Genomic DNA, 14982 nt, shown 5'->3' with positions numbered 1-14982 from the left:
CTCGAACGGATCCACACCGACCGGAAGTCCTTCCACCGGATCTCCACCCACGAACGGAGCAGCATGACCCTCGCAACGCACGAATCCGACCTCATCGACCGCGTCGCGTCCGGCCTCTACATCGGCGGCGAATGGGTCGACGCCGAATACGGCCGCACGATGACCGTCTCCGACCCGTCGACGGGCGAGGTCGTGAAGCACATCGCGGATGCCTCGCCGGCCGACGGCATGCGCGCGCTCGACGCCGCGGTCGCCGCCCAGGACGCCTGGGCCGCCACGGCCCCGCGCGAGCGCGCCGAGCTGCTGCGCCGGGCGTTCGACACGCTCATGGCGCGCAAGGAGGAGTTCGCGCTCCTGATGACCCTCGAGATGGGCAAGCCGCTCGCCGAGGCCCGCGGCGAGGTGAACTACGGCGGCGAGTTCCTGCGCTGGTTCAGCGAGGAGGCCGTTCGCGTCACCGGCCGCTACGGCCTCAACCCCGAGGGCACCGGCCGCATCGTGGTCTCGCAGCGCCCCGTCGGCCCGTCGTTCTTCATCACGCCGTGGAACTTCCCGCTCGCGATGGCGACGCGCAAGATCGCGCCCGCCCTGGCCGCCGGATGCACCGTCGTCGTCAAGCCCGCAGCGCTCACACCGCTGACGACCATCGCGTTCGTGCAGCTGCTCGAGGAGGTCGGGCTGCCGGCCGGCGTCGTCAACGTCGTCACGACCTCGAGCTCGTCGAAGCTGTCGGGCCCGATCATCGCCGACCCGCGGCTGCGCAAGCTCTCGTTCACCGGATCGACCGAGGTCGGCCGCAACCTCATGCGCCAGGCCGCACAGGGCATCCTCCGCACGTCGATGGAGCTCGGCGGCAACGCGCCGTTCGTCGTCTTCGAGGACGCCGACCTCGAGCAGGCGGTCGACGGGGCGATGGTCGCGAAGTTCCGCAACATCGGGCAGGCGTGCACCGCGGCGAACCGCTTCATCGTGCACGAGTCGGTCGCCGAGGAGTTCGCGCGCCGGGTCTCGGAGCGCGTGCAGGGCATGCAGGTCGGCCGCGGCACCGACGACGGCGTCGCGATCGGCCCGCTCATCGACGCCGACGCCGTCGCCTCGACGGACGAGCTGGTCCAGGACGCCGTGGACAAGGGCGCGAAGGTCCTGGTCGGGGGAGCGCCGATCGACGGCGCGGGCTCGTTCTACGCGCCGACGGTGCTCGGCGACGTCTCGGCCGATGCGCGCCTGCTGAAGGAGGAGATCTTCGGGCCCGTGCTCGGCATCACCACCTTCGCCACCGAGGACGACGCCGTGCGGCTCGCGAACGACACCGAGTACGGGCTCATCTCGTACGTGTTCACGCAGGACCTCGCGCGCGGCCACCGCATGATCGACCGCCTCGCCACCGGGATGATGGGCCTGAACACCGGCCTCGTCTCGAACGCGGCGGCCCCCTTCGGCGGCGTCAAGCAGTCGGGCATCGGCCGCGAGGGCGGCTTCGAGGGCATCCACGAGTACCTCGACACCAAGTACACGCTCATCCCCGTCGGGTGAAGGAAGCAGGAACCATGGAACGCATCGACTGCGACGTCGTCGTCGTCGGAGCCGGCGCAGCCGGGCTCACGGCCGCGAACCGACTGAAGGACGCCGGCCGCTCGGTCGTCGTGCTCGAGGCCCGCGACCGCGTCGGCGGCCGGCTCTGGACCGACGACATCGACGGCGCGATGCTCGAGATCGGCGGCCAGTGGGTCTCGCCCGACCAGGACGCGCTGATCGAGACGCTCGACGAGCTCGGCCTCGAGACCTACGAGCGCTACCGCGAGGGCCAGAACGTCTACATCGACAAGGACGGCGTGCGGCACCTCTTCGAGGGCGAGATCTTCCCGGTGCCCGAGCGCACCGAGGACGAGATCGTCGGCCTCATCGAGAAGCTCGACGCGCTCGTCGCCGAGATCGACCCGGATGCCCCGTGGGAGCACCCGCGCGCCAAGGAGCTCGACGAGATCTCCTTCTCGCACTGGCTCGAGACGCAGACCGACGACGAAGAGGCGCGGCTGAACATCGGCATGTTCATCGCCGGCGCCATGCTCACCAAGCCCGAGCACGCGTTCTCGGCCCTCCAGGCGCTGCTCATGGCGGCATCCGCGGGCTCGTTCTCGCACCTCGTCGATGCCGACTTCATCCTCGACAAGCGCGTCGTGGGCGGCCTCCAGCAGGTGCCGATCCGGCTCGCCGGGCGACTCGGCGACGCCGTGAAGCTCGGCCAGCCGGTGCGCACCATCCGCTGGTCGGGCGTCGACGACGAGACGGATGCCCCGGGCTCGGGCGTCACCGTCGTGACCGACTCGATCGAGGTGCACGCGCAGCGGGTCATCCTGGCGCTCGCCCCCGTGCTCTACAGCCGCATCTCGTACGAGCCGCCGCTGCCGCGCCGGCAACAGCAGCTGCACCAGCACCTCTCGATGGGCTTCGTCATCAAGGTGCACGCCGTCTACGAGACGCCGTTCTGGCGCGAGCAGGGCCTGTCGGGCACCGCGTTCAGCCCGTACGAGCTGAGCCACGAGGCGTACGACAACACGAACCACGGCGACACCCGCGGCACGCTCGTCGGCTTCGTCTCCGACGAGGAGGCCGACGGCGTGTTCTCGCTGCCGGCGGAGGAGCGCAAGGCGCGCATCCTCGAGTCTCTGTCGCACTACTACGGCGAGCAGGCGCTCAACCCGGTCGTCTACTACGAGAGCGACTGGGGCAGCGAGGAGTGGACCCGCGGCGCGTACGCGGCGAGCTTCGACATGGGCGGCCTCGCCCGATACGGCGCCGACCTGCGCATCCCGGTCGGCCCGATCTCGTTCGCCTGCTCCGACATGGCGGGCAAGGGCTACCAGCACGTCGACGGCGCGATCCGCATGGGCCGGCTCGTCGCCGACCGGGTCATCGAGGAGACGCGGTGAGCGAGCCCGGACGGCGCATCCTCGTCGGCTACACCGCCGACGACGCCGGCGCCGACGCGCTCGCCCTCGGCGCGCGCATCGCCGCGGCCTCCGAGGCGTTGCTCGAGGTCGTGATGGTGCTGCCCATCGAGGCGCGCGGCGGCGTGGTGCCGCCCGATCCCGGCTACGAGCGCCACGTCAAGGAGCGTTCGCGCGGCTGGCTCGCCGAGGCATCCGCGTCGCTCGGCGACACCGTGCCGCAGTCGTTGCACATCCGCTACGCGGCGTCGTTCGCCGCCGGGCTCCTCGATGCCGCGCACGAGTTCGACGCATCGCTGATCGTCGTCGGCACGGCGCGCGGCGGCCTGTTCGGGCGCACCCGCATCGGGTCGGTCGCCGATGAGCTGCTGCACTCCTCCGACGTGCCGGTCGCGCTCGCGCCATCGGGCGCTCGCGAGGTGCCGATCGCGCAGGGCGTCACCCGCATCACCGCGGCCGTCGGCACCACGCCGGGCGCCGTGCTCGACTCGTCGGTCGCGCTCGCCGCGGCCCTGCACGCCCCGCTGCGACTGCTGTCGCTGGTGCCGGTCGACCTGCCCGCTGGCGTCGACACCGGACTCGTCGAACTCACCAGCGCGGTCGGCGCGCAGCGCGTGCTCGACGAGGCCCGCGCGGCCCTGCCGGCCGGGGTCGACGCGACCGCGACGGTCGCGACGGGCGACACGATCGAGGAGTCCGTCAAGGCCCTCGACTGGCACGCCGGCGAGCTCGTGCTCGTCGGGTCGAGCCGGCTCGCCGCACCCACCCGGCTGTTCCTCGGTTCGACGGCGTCGAAGATGCTCCGCGAACTCCCCGTGCCGCTGATCGTGGTACCCCGAACCTCTCGAAAGACGGAGCGATGACGCATCCGACCCCCGCACCCGCCTCCTCGCCCGAGCCGCACGCGCCGCTGACCTCGGCCAGCGCCGCGGTCGACGGCTCGGAGCACGGGCTCTCGAAGAAGGGCCTGTCGGCCGGATCGGTCGGCCTCATCGGCGCGATCGTCATCGGCATCTCGTGCATCGCGCCCGCGTACACCCTGACCGGCGCGCTCGGCCCGACCGTGGCCGAGGTCGGCACGCAGCTGCCCGCGATCTTCCTGCTCGGATTCATCCCGATGCTGCTCGTCGCCTTCGGGTACCGCGAGCTCAACAGCGCCATGCCCGACTCGGGCACCTCGTTCACGTGGGCGACCCGGGCCTTCGGCCCGTGGATCGGCTGGATGGCCGGCTGGGGCCTCATCGCGGCGACGGTGGTGGTGCTCTCGAACCTCGCGGGCATCGCGGTCGAGTTCTTCTACCTCGCGCTCGCGCAGGCGTTCAACAACCCCGACCTCGCGAACCTCGTCGGCAACCCGTTCGTGAACGTCGCGACGTGCCTCGTCTTCATCCTCGGCGCGACGCTCATCTCGTACCGCGACATGCAGACGACGCAGAAGGTGCAGTACTGGCTCGTCGGGTTTCAACTGCTCGTCATGATCGGCTTCGGCGTCGCCGCGTTCTGGCACGTCGCGAACGGCACCGCGTTCGACCCGACGCAGGTCGAGCTGAGCTGGTTCAACCCGTTCGAGGTGGGTTCGTTCACCGCGGTCGTCGCGGGCCTGTCGGTGTCGCTGTTCGTGTTCTGGGGCTGGGACGTCACGCTCACCATGAACGAGGAGACGCGCGGCTCGAACACGACGCCGGGCCGCGCGGCGACGCTGACGGTGACCATCGTGGTGGCGATCTACCTGTTCGTCGCGATGGGCGCGCTCGCGTTCGCGGGCATCGGCGAGACGGGTGTCGGCCTCGGCAACCCCGAGATCCAGGAGAACGCCTTCTTCTACCTCGCGGGCCCCATCCTCGGGCCGGTCGCGATCCTCATGTCGCTCGCGGTGCTCTCGAGCTCGGCGGCGTCGCTGCAGTCGACGTTCGTGTCGCCCGCGCGCACGCTCCTGGCGATGGGCCACTACGGCGCGCTGCCGTCGAAGTTCGCGAGCGTCAGCCCGCGGTTCTTCACGCCCGGCTACGCGACGGTGGTCTCGGCGATCGTGGCCGCCGGCTTCTACACGGTCATGCGCTTCGTCAGCGAGGACGTGCTCTGGGACACCATCACGACCCTCGGCATGATGATCTGCTTCTACTACGGCCTCACGGCGTTCGCGGCGGTCTGGTACTTCCGCAAGACGTGGTTCGCGAGCTTCCGCAACGCGTTCTTCCGGCTGTTCGCGCCGCTGGTCGGCGGGCTCATCCTGACGGTCCTGTTCTTCACGACCCTGATCGACAGCATGGACCCCTCGTACGGCAGCGGCTCGAACATCGCGGGCGTCGGCCTCGTGTTCATCCTCGGCATCGTGATCCTCGCGACCGGCGTCGTCATCATGATCTGGCAGCGGTTCAAGCGCCCGGAGTTCTTCCGCGGCGAACGGCTGTCGAAGGACGTGGCGCAGGCGTAGCTCCCAGGCCACCCCGCCACGCGGAACCGCCCGCCGACGACACTCGGCGGGCGGTTCGTCATGCGGGGGCCGTGCCCGTGCGGGGGTCCCTCGCATCCGAGGCACGCTCCGGCCTTGGAACCGGGTCATGACCGGTTCCGGTGCTACCGATCGGCTCCAACGTGAAGGCGGCGAAGCTGCCCGCGCGGGCGATGCCTCGCCCGCCGCCGGATGTGCGGCGATGGCTTTCATGATCACGGCTCGCCATGTCCCCTCCTCTGAGAAAGCGGACTCTGGGCGAGGCTGGAGATGCTCGTCCGGTTCACCGTCACGCTCAGCGGGTGCGCTCGCGCTGGCCTGCGGCGCGATCGGAGCCGCAGCACCCCGGTTCGGATGGCTGAATCGAGGGCCGATCACGGGAGAGGTGCGGGATGCGGAGTTTCGACACGAACCCAGCCGACGGGAGGACGATCAGCCGGCGGGCGATGCTCGCGGGATTCGCGGGTCTTGCGGGGCTCGGCACGGTAGGAGGGAACCTGTTCGGAGCTGCGCCCGCGCACGCGAATGGTGGCACACTCTACAACCCATTCTCCGCATGGCAGGTCACGGGCACCTGGCTCGACCACCTCAGCTATTCGCTCGGAGGTACCGACTACCCGCTCGCCTATGCCACAGGGTTGCCCGCGCCCGCATCAGGAACATTACGCACACAAGGCGGCACCGGCGAGTGGGCCGCGGGATGGGTCGGAAGCGCTGGACGTCGTGCGATCCTGACTCTCGATACTCCGGTCCCGCGACAGATTCCCCGCCAGACGGGAGAGGGGGCCGGTGATCTGGTCGCCGTCGTCTTCCAGCATCTGTCGGCGTTCTCGAGCGAAGGGCACTACTACACGCGGCAGATCGTCGGCAGGTCGGGAGCGTCGGCGAATCAGGCCGACTATGGCGGAAGCATCCATCTTCACATTCACGGCCTCACAGCGGGCGGCAGTCGAGTCGACTTCACAAAGTTCATCACCGGGGAACCCATTGCACCGGTCGCGATGGTGCTCGCGAGCGGCATCATCGCGCTGTACCAGGTTCGACAGGGGGTACTCTACGGAACCAATCAGCCGGCGCCGGGCGGGTCATTCCACCCATGGGTGCCGATCGGGTACGGCGCTGGCGCGATCGCGGAGCCGCCTGCGATGATCCAGATTCCAAGTGGACAGCTCGGTGGCTACGCGTTGCAGGGTGGCACCGTGGTCGGCGCCGGCCAGTCGGTGCCCGGTGGCGCGTTCAGCGCCTGGGAGCCGATGGGGGTGGGAGGGGCCGGAATCGTCGGCCGGCCGTCGGTCGTGGTCTCAGCCAGCGGTCGGATGTCCCTCCTCGCCGCGGTGGACAATGGAAATGTCGGCATCACCCGTCAGGTCGCGCCGCTCTCCGCATTCGGCCCGTGGGCAGCAGTCGGGGTCGGTGCACCTCGGGCCAGCGGAAAGCCGGCCGTAATCACGTACCCGAATGGCCTCCAGCAGGTCTTCACACGAACCGTCGACAGCGTAGTGATGACGACAAAGCAGACCACTGTCGATGGGCCGTTCGGGGCCTGGTCCACCGTCGGGGTGGGAGGCGCGGGCCTCAGCGGAGATCCGGCCGTCGTGCTCTCGCCGGCAGGGGTCGCAACGGTCGTGTCTGCGACTGCTGACGGCACCATCGTGTACACCACGCAGGCGAGGGCTGGAGCGGCATTCGGCGGATGGGCACCGGTCGCCGAATTGCGTGGCGACCTCATCGGGTCGCCAGCTGTTCTGATGACGCCGAGCGGTCTTGTGGTGGTCTACAGCCGCACGCTGGGATCGATCATCGTCGGCACGAATCAGGCCGTCCCGGCTGGGAGCTTCGCACCGTGGCAGGAGATCGGGCGCCGCGGGGGCGGAGCGTTGTCGGATCCCGCCGCAGTCATGACCCCCCTGGGGCTTCTCGGCGTGTATGCGGCCACCGCAGGGAATGCTGTTTCCGGTGCGGGACAGGCAGCACCCGGTAGCAGCTTCAGCGCCTGGAGCGTCATGGGTTGATCCCGCTTCACCAAGTCCGCGCCTACCGCTCGGAGGCGCTGCGCGAGGCCCGGCGGGCGAGGCCCGCGACGCCGGCGACGAGCAGCAGGGCGCCGACCACGATGACGGCCGTGAGCGCGAACCCGGCGGGGGAGAGGCCGGTCCACCAGTCGGTCGCCGCATCCCGGCGGGCGGGGTCGGTCAGAACGGCGAGCAGGGTGGCCGCGATCGCGGCGAACACGAGCCCCCAGATGATGCCGGCCCAGCGGACGCGCGGCCGCAACGGCGGCGCCACGGATGCCTCGGGCTCGGGAGCGGGCGGCGGCACGGGCGCGCCGGCGACGGATGCCTCGGGCTCGCGCTCGAAGGTCCAGGTCGGGGCGTCGAGGGGCTTCGTCGGGTCGTCGCCGAGCGGCTTCGTCGTGTCGTCGGTCATGTCACGGCTCCTGTCGGTGGTCTGCGGCGTCGTCGACGAACTCGATGAGCTCGATGCGGCTCGCGCCGGCACGGATGGTCAGCGTCGCGTCGACGTCGCCGAACTGCAGGCCCCGCCCGATCACGCGATGCCAGCTGGAGGCGCTTCCCACGCCCGCCGTGAGTTGCGTCCCGTCGAACGACTCCCAGCCTTCGGAGGTTCCGCGGAGCAGCGACACCGAGCACGACCCGCACTGGATGTCGAGCTCGAGCCGCACGCCGTCGCGCACCTCGACGTTGATGGTGCCGGCGCCCTGCACCACCTCCATGCTCGGTTCGGCCGCGGCGGACTCGGCGTCGAGTGCGAGGCGCACGCTGCCGACCGGCTGGATCAGCGTGGTGTCGCGGATCGGCCCGGAGACGCCACCGATCACGAGATCGCCCGGCCGGGGCACGGCCGCGGCTCCGAGCGTCGCGACCAGCAGCACCACGGTCGCGAAGGCGAGGAAGCCGCTGCGCCGGCGCAGGATGCCGGCGAGCACCATCGACAGGGCGACGACGAGCGTCGTCGCGGCGAGTCCGATCGGCACGGCCCACGGCGCCTGCTCGGGCGACGCGAGCGCCGCGATGGATGCCGCGGCCCCGGCCAGGAGGCCCGCTCCGAGGGTCGCCACGACGTAGGGGAAGCTCGTGCGCGGGCGGGTGAGCCGGCGGATGCGCCGGGCCTCCTCGGCCTGCGCCTGGAAGGCGACGGCCTGCGCCCGGTTCTCGGCCGAGACGCGGGCGCGTGCGGCCCGGTTGGCCTCGGCCTGCGAGCGCTTCCATGCGTCGTGCTCGAGGCGCCACGCGTCGTACTGGGTGCGCCACGCGTCGTACTCCGCGGTCCCGGCCTGGCCGGCCTGGCCCACGGGTCGCGTGGGAGGGGCGGGGGCCGTCGGCGGCAGCGGGTCGGCGACCGGGGCATCCGTCGACGTGACGAACGCGGCGGACGACGCGGGCCGCGAGGCATCCGTCATCGAATCGGAATCGGAAGCGGAGGCGGACTCGGAGGCCGGCGCGGAAGCGGCACCCGGCGTCGCCGGTGCCGCGGGGCCCTGGTACGCGACATCCGCCTTCACGCGGCGCACGACCCAGACCACGAAGGCGGCGATCGCGGCGAGCCCGAAGATGGTCCAGGCGATCGGTGCGAGGTTCAGTCCGAGCGGGTTCAGCGGGTTGAAGCCGGGGCCGTCCCAGAAGGGATTCCACGTCGCCCACCATCCGCCCCACGGCAGCACGCCGACGAGCAGGAACAGCCCGATGCCGACGAGCGCGCGGTCCCACACGCCGTGGATGACCTGCTCGAGGTGGATGCGTCCGCGCTCGTCGGGCAGCAGCAGCCAGGCGACGCCGTAGGCGACGAACGCGGGCGCGCCGAACAGGGCGAACACGACGAGGACGCCGCGTACGATCACGGGGTCGATGTTCAGCTTCGCCGCGACGCCGGCCGCGACGCCGCCGATCCAGCCGGGTCGGCGCGGGACGTCGAGGGTGCGCACCCAGTCGAAGAATCCGGTTCCGCCGGGCGGCGAGGGCGGGGCTGCGGGCGGATGCTGCTCGCCGGCCTCGGGGGAGGGCGGCGGTGTCGTCGGGGTGGGTGCCATGCTTCGATGCTCGCGGAGCGCGCCGGCACGTGCTATGGGGTGGTTCCCTGATTCGACCCTGATTCCCCGGGTCGGCGCCTCCGGGTGCTGGTTGACTGGTCGACATGTCCACCGCCCTGCCCGTGCGCCGGCTCGTGCGCCGGCGCGACTGCCTCGTCGCGGGGGTCGCAGGCGGGTTGGCCGACCACCTCGGCTGGCCCGTGCTCGTGGTGCGCCTCGCGTTCGCGGCGACCGCGCTGCTCGGCGGCGCGGGCGTGCTGCTGTACGCGTGGCTCTGGGCGCTGACGCCGTGGGCGGAGCCGGGGGAGCCGGGCGCCTCGCGCATGGCGGGCGCGAGCGACGCCGGCGCGTCCGGCAGCGGTCGGGTCGTGCGGCGCGCGCCCGTCGCGATCGTGCTGACGTCCCTCTCGGTCGTCGCGGCGCTCGTGGCGATCGTGCTCGCGACGACGCGCCCGTCCGCCGACGCCACGGAGTGGATCCCGGCGACGGCCCTCGCCGTGCTCGCCGCCGTCGGTGCAGGAGCCTGGGTCGGCTTCATCGACCGCACCGACCCCGAACGCGGGCCGCGGGTCGAGCTCCCCGTGCGGATCGTGCTGACCGTCGTGCTCCTCGTGCTCGCGGGCGCCCTCATGCTCGGTGCCGCGCGGGTGCAGCCGGTCACGGCGCTCGTCGCCGCACTCGTCGTGCTCATCGGCATCGCCCTCGTGTACGCGCCCGCCTTCGTGCGACTCTGGCGCGACCTCACCGACGAACGGGTGCGCCGCATCCGCGATGAGCAGCGCAGCGAGATGGCCGCGCACCTGCACGACTCGGTGCTGCAGACGCTCGCGCTCATCCAGAACCGGGCGGGTGCGTCGAGCGACGCCGGGCGCCTCGCGCGGGCCCAGGAGCGCGAGCTGCGCAGCTGGCTGCACGACGGGGATGCCTCGGCCGACAGCGATCTCGCGACCGACCTGCGCGACTTCGCCGCTGCCCTCGAACTCGACTATGCGGTTCGCATCGAGGTCGTCGCGGTCGGCATGTCGGAGGAGCGCGCCAGCGGCGAACTCGCGGCCGCGGCGCGCGAGGCCATGCTGAACGCCGCGCGCCACGCGGGCGGTGACGTCACGGTCTACCTCGAGGGATCGCCTCGCGCCGTCGACGTGTACGTCCGCGACCGCGGAGCCGGCTTCGATCCGGCCGAGGTGCCGCAGGACCGGCTCGGCGTGCGCGAGTCGATCATCGGCCGCATGCGGCGCGCGGGCGGCAGCGCGACGGTCGCTCGCGGTGCCGGCGGCGAGGGTACCGAGGTGCACCTGCGATACGAGACGGAGGCCCCACGTGGCTGATGAGCGAGCGCGCCTGCGAGTCGTGGTCGTCGACGACCACTCGATCTTCCGGTCGGGCCTGCGCGCCGACCTCGACGCCTCGATCGACGTCGTGGGCGAGGCATCCGATGTCGGGTCGGCGATCGAGGTCGTCCTGCGCGAACGACCCGACGTGGTGCTGCTCGACGTCCACCTGCCCGGGGGTGCGGATGCCTCGCTCGCGGGCGGTGCCGAAGTGCTCCGGCGGGCGGCGTCCGAGGTGCCGTCGACCCGGTTCCTGGCGCTCAGCGTCTCCGACAAGGCCGAGGACGTCGTCGGCGTCATCCGTGCCGGCGCCCGCGGCTACATCACGAAGGGCGCATCGGGCGACGAGGTGAGCCGCGCGGTGCACGCCGTCGCGTCCGGCGACGCGGTGTTCTCGCCGCGGCTCGCGGGCTTCGTGCTCGACGCCTTCGGCGCCGCCGGCGGCGAGGTCGCCGCGGCCGACGACGAGCTCGACCGGCTCTCGGGGCGCGAGCAGGAGGTCATGCGCCTCATCGCGCGCGGCTACGCCTATAAAGAGGTCGCCGCGACCCTGTTCATCTCGACGAAGACGGTCGAGACGCACGTGTCGAGCGTGCTGCGCAAGCTCCAGCTCTCGTCGCGGCACGAGCTCACGGCGTGGGCGACGGCGCGGCGGCTGCTGTAGCGGCGGCGTGGGCGCGCTCGTCGGCCGGGTCGTTCGCGCGGTGGTCGCGGCGGTCCTCGAGCAGCCGGTGCAGCTGCGCGGATGCCTCGAGCAGGCGGATGCTTCGCCGCGTGAGGCCGTCGAGTCGCTCGTCGAGCAGGTCGCGCGCCGGCGCGGTCAGCCCGCCGACGTGGAGGTCGCCGAGCACGCGAGCGATCGCCGGGATGCCGTAGCCGCCGGCCCTGAGTGCGGCCACGATCCTCGCCTCGGCGATCGCGCGCGCGTCGTAGCGCCGGGCTCGCGACGGACGCGTGCGATCCGGGTGGACGAGTCCCTCCTGCTCCCAATGCCGCAGCGCCGACGCGCGCACACCGAGGGCCTGGGCGAGCTCGCCGACGGTCATGGCGTCGCGGTCGTCGAAGGGCGCCTCGGTCTCCGCGAGGACGACGTCGAGCCCGCTGCGCGCCGCACGGACGTTCGCACGCTCTCGGGCGATCGAGGCGTGCAGGTCGTCGACGAGTTCGGCGGCCTCATCGACCGGCGCCGGGAGCAGGGCGGGCATGAGCCGCCTCGCCTCGACCGGGCCGACTGCCGCCGCGAGCGCACGGTACGCCTGGATCGCCACGAGGTGCGGCTCGCCGAACCGTCGGTAGCCGTTCGCCGCACGTTCGGCGGCGGGGAGGACGCCGAGGCGTTCCAGGTCGCGGACCTGCTGCGTCGAATAGCCCACGAGCCGGCCGAGGTCGGCGGTGCTGAATGGAGGATTGGACACGGTTTCTCCCCGGAATCGCGGGTCGAACTCCACATAAGCACATGAAGGTCACGATGGAACCATGGAGATGCAGCAGATCATCGATGCGGTTCAGGGGTTCGACGGTGCGCTGGTCGTCGTCCCCGAGGAGGGCGGTCCGTTCCCGGAGCTGGCGTGGGGCGATGCCTTCTTCTTCTTCGCGCCCGACGGCGTGATGCCCGAGCGCACGCAGCCGTACGGCACGATCATCACGAAGGACTATCCCGGCGACGAGGCCTCGCGGCTCGATGCGCCCGACCGGTTCCGCGTGAACATCCACGTCGGCCGCGACGCGGCGCGGCGACTGGCCGCTTCCGGCGCGGATCCGGCTGAGCCCGACGTCGTCGTCCTGCACCCCGTGTACGGGGCGCAGGGATGGGTGTCGGTGGTCGGCCCGGGGGAGCGGACGGGCGACCTCGTGCTCGCGCTGCTGCGCGAGGCGCACGAGGCGGCGCGGGCCCGTGCGACTCGACGTGCGTCGAGTGCTGATCGGCCGGGGCGCCCGGCATGAGGTCCGCGGCTTCCCCGCAGGCGTTGACGGTGGCCGATCGTCGCCTGGTGGCCGGCTGGGCGGCGGACTGCGCCGAACGCGTGCTTCCGCTGTTCGAGGCCGAGGCTCCGAACGATGCGCGTGCGCGCGACGCCATCGCCCGCACCCGCGCGTTCGCCCGCGGCGAGCTGGGCGCGGCAGAGGAGATCCGCCGCCGCTTCGTCGCCGGGCGTGCGGCGCACGCGGTGACGGGCCCCGCGGCGGTCGCGGCCGCCCGTGCCGCCGCGCAGGCGGCCGCCGTCGCGCATATGGGCGCGCACGCGCTCGGCGCGGCAGCCTATGCGGCGAAGGCCGCCGGCTCGGCGGCGCCCGGTCGGCCGGACGCCGTCGCCGACGAGGTCGGCTGGCAACTCGATCACCTGTCGCCGGAGGCCGCCGCGGCCCTGCGGCGACTACCGCTCCTCGGGGCAGACGCCTCGGGTCCGCTCGGGCGCGGCCTGCTCGCTTCCGGCGTGCTCGGTACGGTCATCCGCGACCTGCAGGCGGCGCTGCTCGCACGGGGGTGATGCGGCGGAGGATGCCCATCGCCCGCAGGCCCTCGCGGTCGGTACAGGTGTGCGCTGGCCACCGGCACTTCACTACCGCGGTCCGCCGGTGCGTCGGTACTTCGGTACTTCGGAGCTTCGGGACTTCGGAACCGACTTCGGCGGAGGGAACGTCCGGCGCGGTGTCGCGATCGAGATCAGCGACTGATCGCCGATGCGCCGCGCAGTCGCTCGACGCCCGCGACCATCGCCTCGACGACGACGTCGAAGCTGCGGTCGAGGTCGTCGGGCAGGCCGAAGCCACCGCCCTGCTCGAGGGCGACGAAGCCGTGCACGGACGAGCGCAGCAGGCGCACGCCGTCGACCAGGCACGCCTCGGGCAGGCCCTGCGCGCGCAGCGCGTCGTCGAGGCGACCGAGCAGCGCCGCCGCGGCCGCGGCGAGCGCGTCGCCGGCGGCACTGCCGTCGCCGGCGGCGCCGTCGCGGAGTTGCGTCGGCGCGAACTGCACGGCGGCGTAGCGGCCGGGGTGCGCGAGCGCGAACGAGCGGATGCCCCGCGCCAGCGCTCGCAGCGCAGCGGCGCCCGATCCGTCGTCGGTGTCCGCGGAGCCCGTGCCCGACCGGCTGGTGGCCGCCAGGCCGGAGTTTGCCTCCGCGACGACCTCATCGAGAGCGCGCACCGATTCCGTCGCGATGCGGCGGCGCAGGTCGTCGAGCCCGCCGACGTGCTTGTACAGGCTCGGCACCGCGACGCCCGCGCGCTCGGCGACCGCGGCGAGGGTCAGCCGTTCGAAGCCGCCCGGGCCGCCTGCGTCGACCACGTCGAGGCCGATCGCGACGACTGCCTCGGGGGAGAGGCCGGCCCTAGGCACGGGGCATCCGCCACTCGGAACCCGAACGCAGGCGTACGAGGAATCGCGTGATGATCGGCACGACGCGGTCGGGGCGTTGCGCGTGCGGGTAGTGGCCGGCCTCGTCGATCTCGTGCACCTCGGCGCCGTGCGAGCGCAGCCACTCGGCCTCGGCGGCCGGGTCGCGGTAGTCGGGGTCGAGCGACCCGACGATGTGCAGCATCGGCGCCCGCACCTCGGCGACCGCGCGCTCGGCCGGGTCGTGGTCGAGCGCGACCGCGAGCCGGCGGAAGTCGCGCAGCCGGCCCGGTTCGCGCAGCATCGCCGTGATCGCCTCGACGTGCTCGTCGAGCCAGGGCGCGCGGCGGCCGGCATTGAGCGATCGGTAGAAGCCGCCCCAGAACCTGGCTCCCCACGGCCGGGCGAGGGCGCCGCGGTAGAGCAGGGGCATCAGCGCGCGCATGACCGCCGAGGTCGGTGGATTGCGAAGCAGCGGGCCGAGGCCGACGATGCCCGCGACGAGCCCGGGCTCGCGGGCCGCGACGATCACGGCGGCGGCAGCGCCCATCGAGTTGCCGACGAGCACGGCCGGTGCGTCGCCGAGTTCGCGGATGAGCGCGATCAGGTCGTCGGCCGTCGCCTCGTCGCCGAACGCCGTGAACCCCGTGTCGCCGTCGCCGTGGCTGCGGAGGTCGGTCACGACCACGCGGTGGCCGGCTTCGACGAGCGGCTCGACGACTTCGCGGTAGCTCGCCCGCAGATCGCCCATGCCGGGCACGGCGACGACCAGCGGCCCGGAGCCGTGCACCTCGTACGAGATGCGGCCTTCGGGGCGCTCGAGGAACCGGATCGCGGTGGCTTCGCTCGTGTTCATGTCCATGAAG

The 14982-nt window shown here is 72.3% G+C and carries 14 protein-coding genes; 9 read left to right on the top strand and 5 right to left on the bottom strand.

What is annotated here, in order from left to right; genetic code table 11:
* The first annotated feature begins 63 nt into the window (after positions 1-63).
* The 5 genes from GE115_RS06580 to GE115_RS06560 all read left to right on the top strand — a co-directional run bounded on the left by GE115_RS06580 (position 64) and on the right by GE115_RS06560 (position 7412).
* The gene (locus GE115_RS06580; protein ID WP_153684013.1) at positions 64-1533 is read left to right on the top strand and encodes an NAD-dependent succinate-semialdehyde dehydrogenase; all 1470 of its coding nucleotides are present in this window, start codon (positions 64-66) and stop codon (positions 1531-1533) included.
* Positions 1534-1547: 14 nt separating this feature from the next.
* Entirely contained in the window at positions 1548-2930 is a 1383-nt protein-coding gene (locus GE115_RS06575) for a flavin monoamine oxidase family protein (protein ID WP_153684012.1), read from the top strand.
* Complete coding sequence (locus GE115_RS06570; protein ID WP_312854966.1) at positions 2927-3811, top strand: universal stress protein; 885 nt, start codon at positions 2927-2929, stop codon at positions 3809-3811. Before GE115_RS06575 ends, GE115_RS06570 begins: the two co-directional genes overlap by 4 nt.
* Entirely contained in the window at positions 3808-5382 is a 1575-nt protein-coding gene (locus tag GE115_RS06565) for an APC family permease (protein ID WP_153684011.1), read from the top strand. The genes GE115_RS06570 and GE115_RS06565 overlap by 4 nt, the downstream gene beginning before the upstream one ends.
* A gap of 410 nt (positions 5383-5792) precedes the next feature.
* Positions 5793-7412, top strand: a complete 1620-nt coding sequence (locus tag GE115_RS06560) for a DUF8189 domain-containing protein (RefSeq protein ID WP_153684010.1) — start codon at positions 5793-5795, stop codon at positions 7410-7412.
* Positions 7413-7434: 22 nt separating this feature from the next.
* On the opposite strand, the gene GE115_RS06555 is transcribed toward GE115_RS06560, so the two are convergent.
* Together GE115_RS06555 and GE115_RS06550 are read right to left on the bottom strand one after the other, a co-directional pair.
* Complete coding sequence (locus tag GE115_RS06555) at positions 7435-7827, bottom strand: hypothetical protein (RefSeq protein ID WP_153684009.1); 393 nt, start codon at positions 7825-7827, stop codon at positions 7435-7437.
* A gap of 1 nt (position 7828) precedes the next feature.
* Complete coding sequence (locus GE115_RS06550) at positions 7829-9448, bottom strand: PspC domain-containing protein (RefSeq protein WP_153684008.1); 1620 nt, start codon at positions 9446-9448, stop codon at positions 7829-7831.
* 104 nt (positions 9449-9552) lie between these two features.
* On the opposite strand from GE115_RS06550, the gene GE115_RS06545 reads away from it, so the two are divergent.
* Positions 9553-10776: an ATP-binding protein gene (locus GE115_RS06545; protein ID WP_153684007.1), complete on the top strand. Its 1224-nt coding sequence runs from the start codon at positions 9553-9555 to the stop codon at positions 10774-10776.
* Positions 10769-11443, top strand: a complete 675-nt coding sequence (locus tag GE115_RS06540) for a LuxR C-terminal-related transcriptional regulator (RefSeq protein ID WP_312854965.1) — start codon at positions 10769-10771, stop codon at positions 11441-11443. Before GE115_RS06545 ends, GE115_RS06540 begins: the two co-directional genes overlap by 8 nt.
* On the opposite strand, the gene GE115_RS06535 is transcribed toward GE115_RS06540, so the two are convergent.
* A complete protein-coding gene (locus tag GE115_RS06535) occupies positions 11409-12194 on the bottom strand; it encodes a MerR family transcriptional regulator (protein WP_312854964.1) in 786 nt (261 codons plus the stop codon). The two genes, GE115_RS06540 and GE115_RS06535, sit on opposite strands and share 35 nt — an antisense overlap.
* Before the next feature lie 61 nt (positions 12195-12255).
* Here GE115_RS06535 and GE115_RS06530 point away from each other — a divergent pair, with 61 nt between their 5' ends.
* Entirely contained in the window at positions 12256-12723 is a 468-nt protein-coding gene (locus tag GE115_RS06530) for a DUF6194 family protein (RefSeq protein ID WP_153684006.1), read from the top strand.
* Positions 12724-12752: 29 nt separating this feature from the next.
* Complete coding sequence (locus tag GE115_RS06525) at positions 12753-13268, top strand: putative immunity protein (RefSeq protein ID WP_376765698.1); 516 nt, start codon at positions 12753-12755, stop codon at positions 13266-13268.
* A 176-nt stretch (positions 13269-13444) separates the two neighbouring features.
* Here GE115_RS06525 and GE115_RS06520 read toward each other — a convergent pair whose 3' ends face one another.
* Both GE115_RS06520 and GE115_RS06515 read right to left on the bottom strand, forming a co-directional pair.
* The gene (locus tag GE115_RS06520; RefSeq protein ID WP_312854963.1) at positions 13445-14119 is read right to left on the bottom strand and encodes a TetR/AcrR family transcriptional regulator; all 675 of its coding nucleotides are present in this window, start codon (positions 14117-14119) and stop codon (positions 13445-13447) included.
* Positions 14112-14972 carry an alpha/beta fold hydrolase gene (locus GE115_RS06515; protein WP_153684004.1) on the bottom strand — a complete coding sequence of 287 codons (861 nt, stop codon included), beginning with the start codon at positions 14970-14972 and terminating at the stop codon, positions 14112-14114. The genes GE115_RS06520 and GE115_RS06515 overlap by 8 nt, the downstream gene beginning before the upstream one ends.
* Between the last annotated feature and the right edge of the window lie 10 nt (positions 14973-14982).

Origin of the sequence: Agromyces agglutinans (assembly GCF_009647605.1) — a bacterium.
Taxonomy (GTDB): Bacteria; Actinomycetota; Actinomycetes; order Actinomycetales; family Microbacteriaceae; genus Agromyces; species Agromyces agglutinans.
The sequence above is the reverse complement of the archived record's forward strand: the minus strand, read 5'-3'. Positions and strand labels throughout refer to the sequence as shown.

Coding starts and splice junctions, on each gene's coding strand:
- GE115_RS06580 (WP_153684013.1), top strand. CDS start 64: ATGACCCTCGCAACGCACGAATCCGACCTCATCGACCGCGTCGCGTCC.
- GE115_RS06575 (WP_153684012.1), top strand. CDS start 1,548: ATGGAACGCATCGACTGCGACGTCGTCGTCGTCGGAGCCGGCGCAGCC.
- GE115_RS06565 (WP_153684011.1), top strand. CDS start 3,808: ATGACGCATCCGACCCCCGCACCCGCCTCCTCGCCCGAGCCGCACGCG.
- GE115_RS06560 (WP_153684010.1), top strand. CDS start 5,793: ATGCGGAGTTTCGACACGAACCCAGCCGACGGGAGGACGATCAGCCGG.
- GE115_RS06555 (WP_153684009.1), bottom strand. CDS start 7,827: ATGACCGACGACACGACGAAGCCGCTCGGCGACGACCCGACGAAGCCC.
- GE115_RS06550 (WP_153684008.1), bottom strand. CDS start 9,448: ATGGCACCCACCCCGACGACACCGCCGCCCTCCCCCGAGGCCGGCGAG.
- GE115_RS06545 (WP_153684007.1), top strand. CDS start 9,553: ATGTCCACCGCCCTGCCCGTGCGCCGGCTCGTGCGCCGGCGCGACTGC.
- GE115_RS06530 (WP_153684006.1), top strand. CDS start 12,256: ATGGAGATGCAGCAGATCATCGATGCGGTTCAGGGGTTCGACGGTGCG.
- GE115_RS06515 (WP_153684004.1), bottom strand. CDS start 14,972: ATGAACACGAGCGAAGCCACCGCGATCCGGTTCCTCGAGCGCCCCGAA.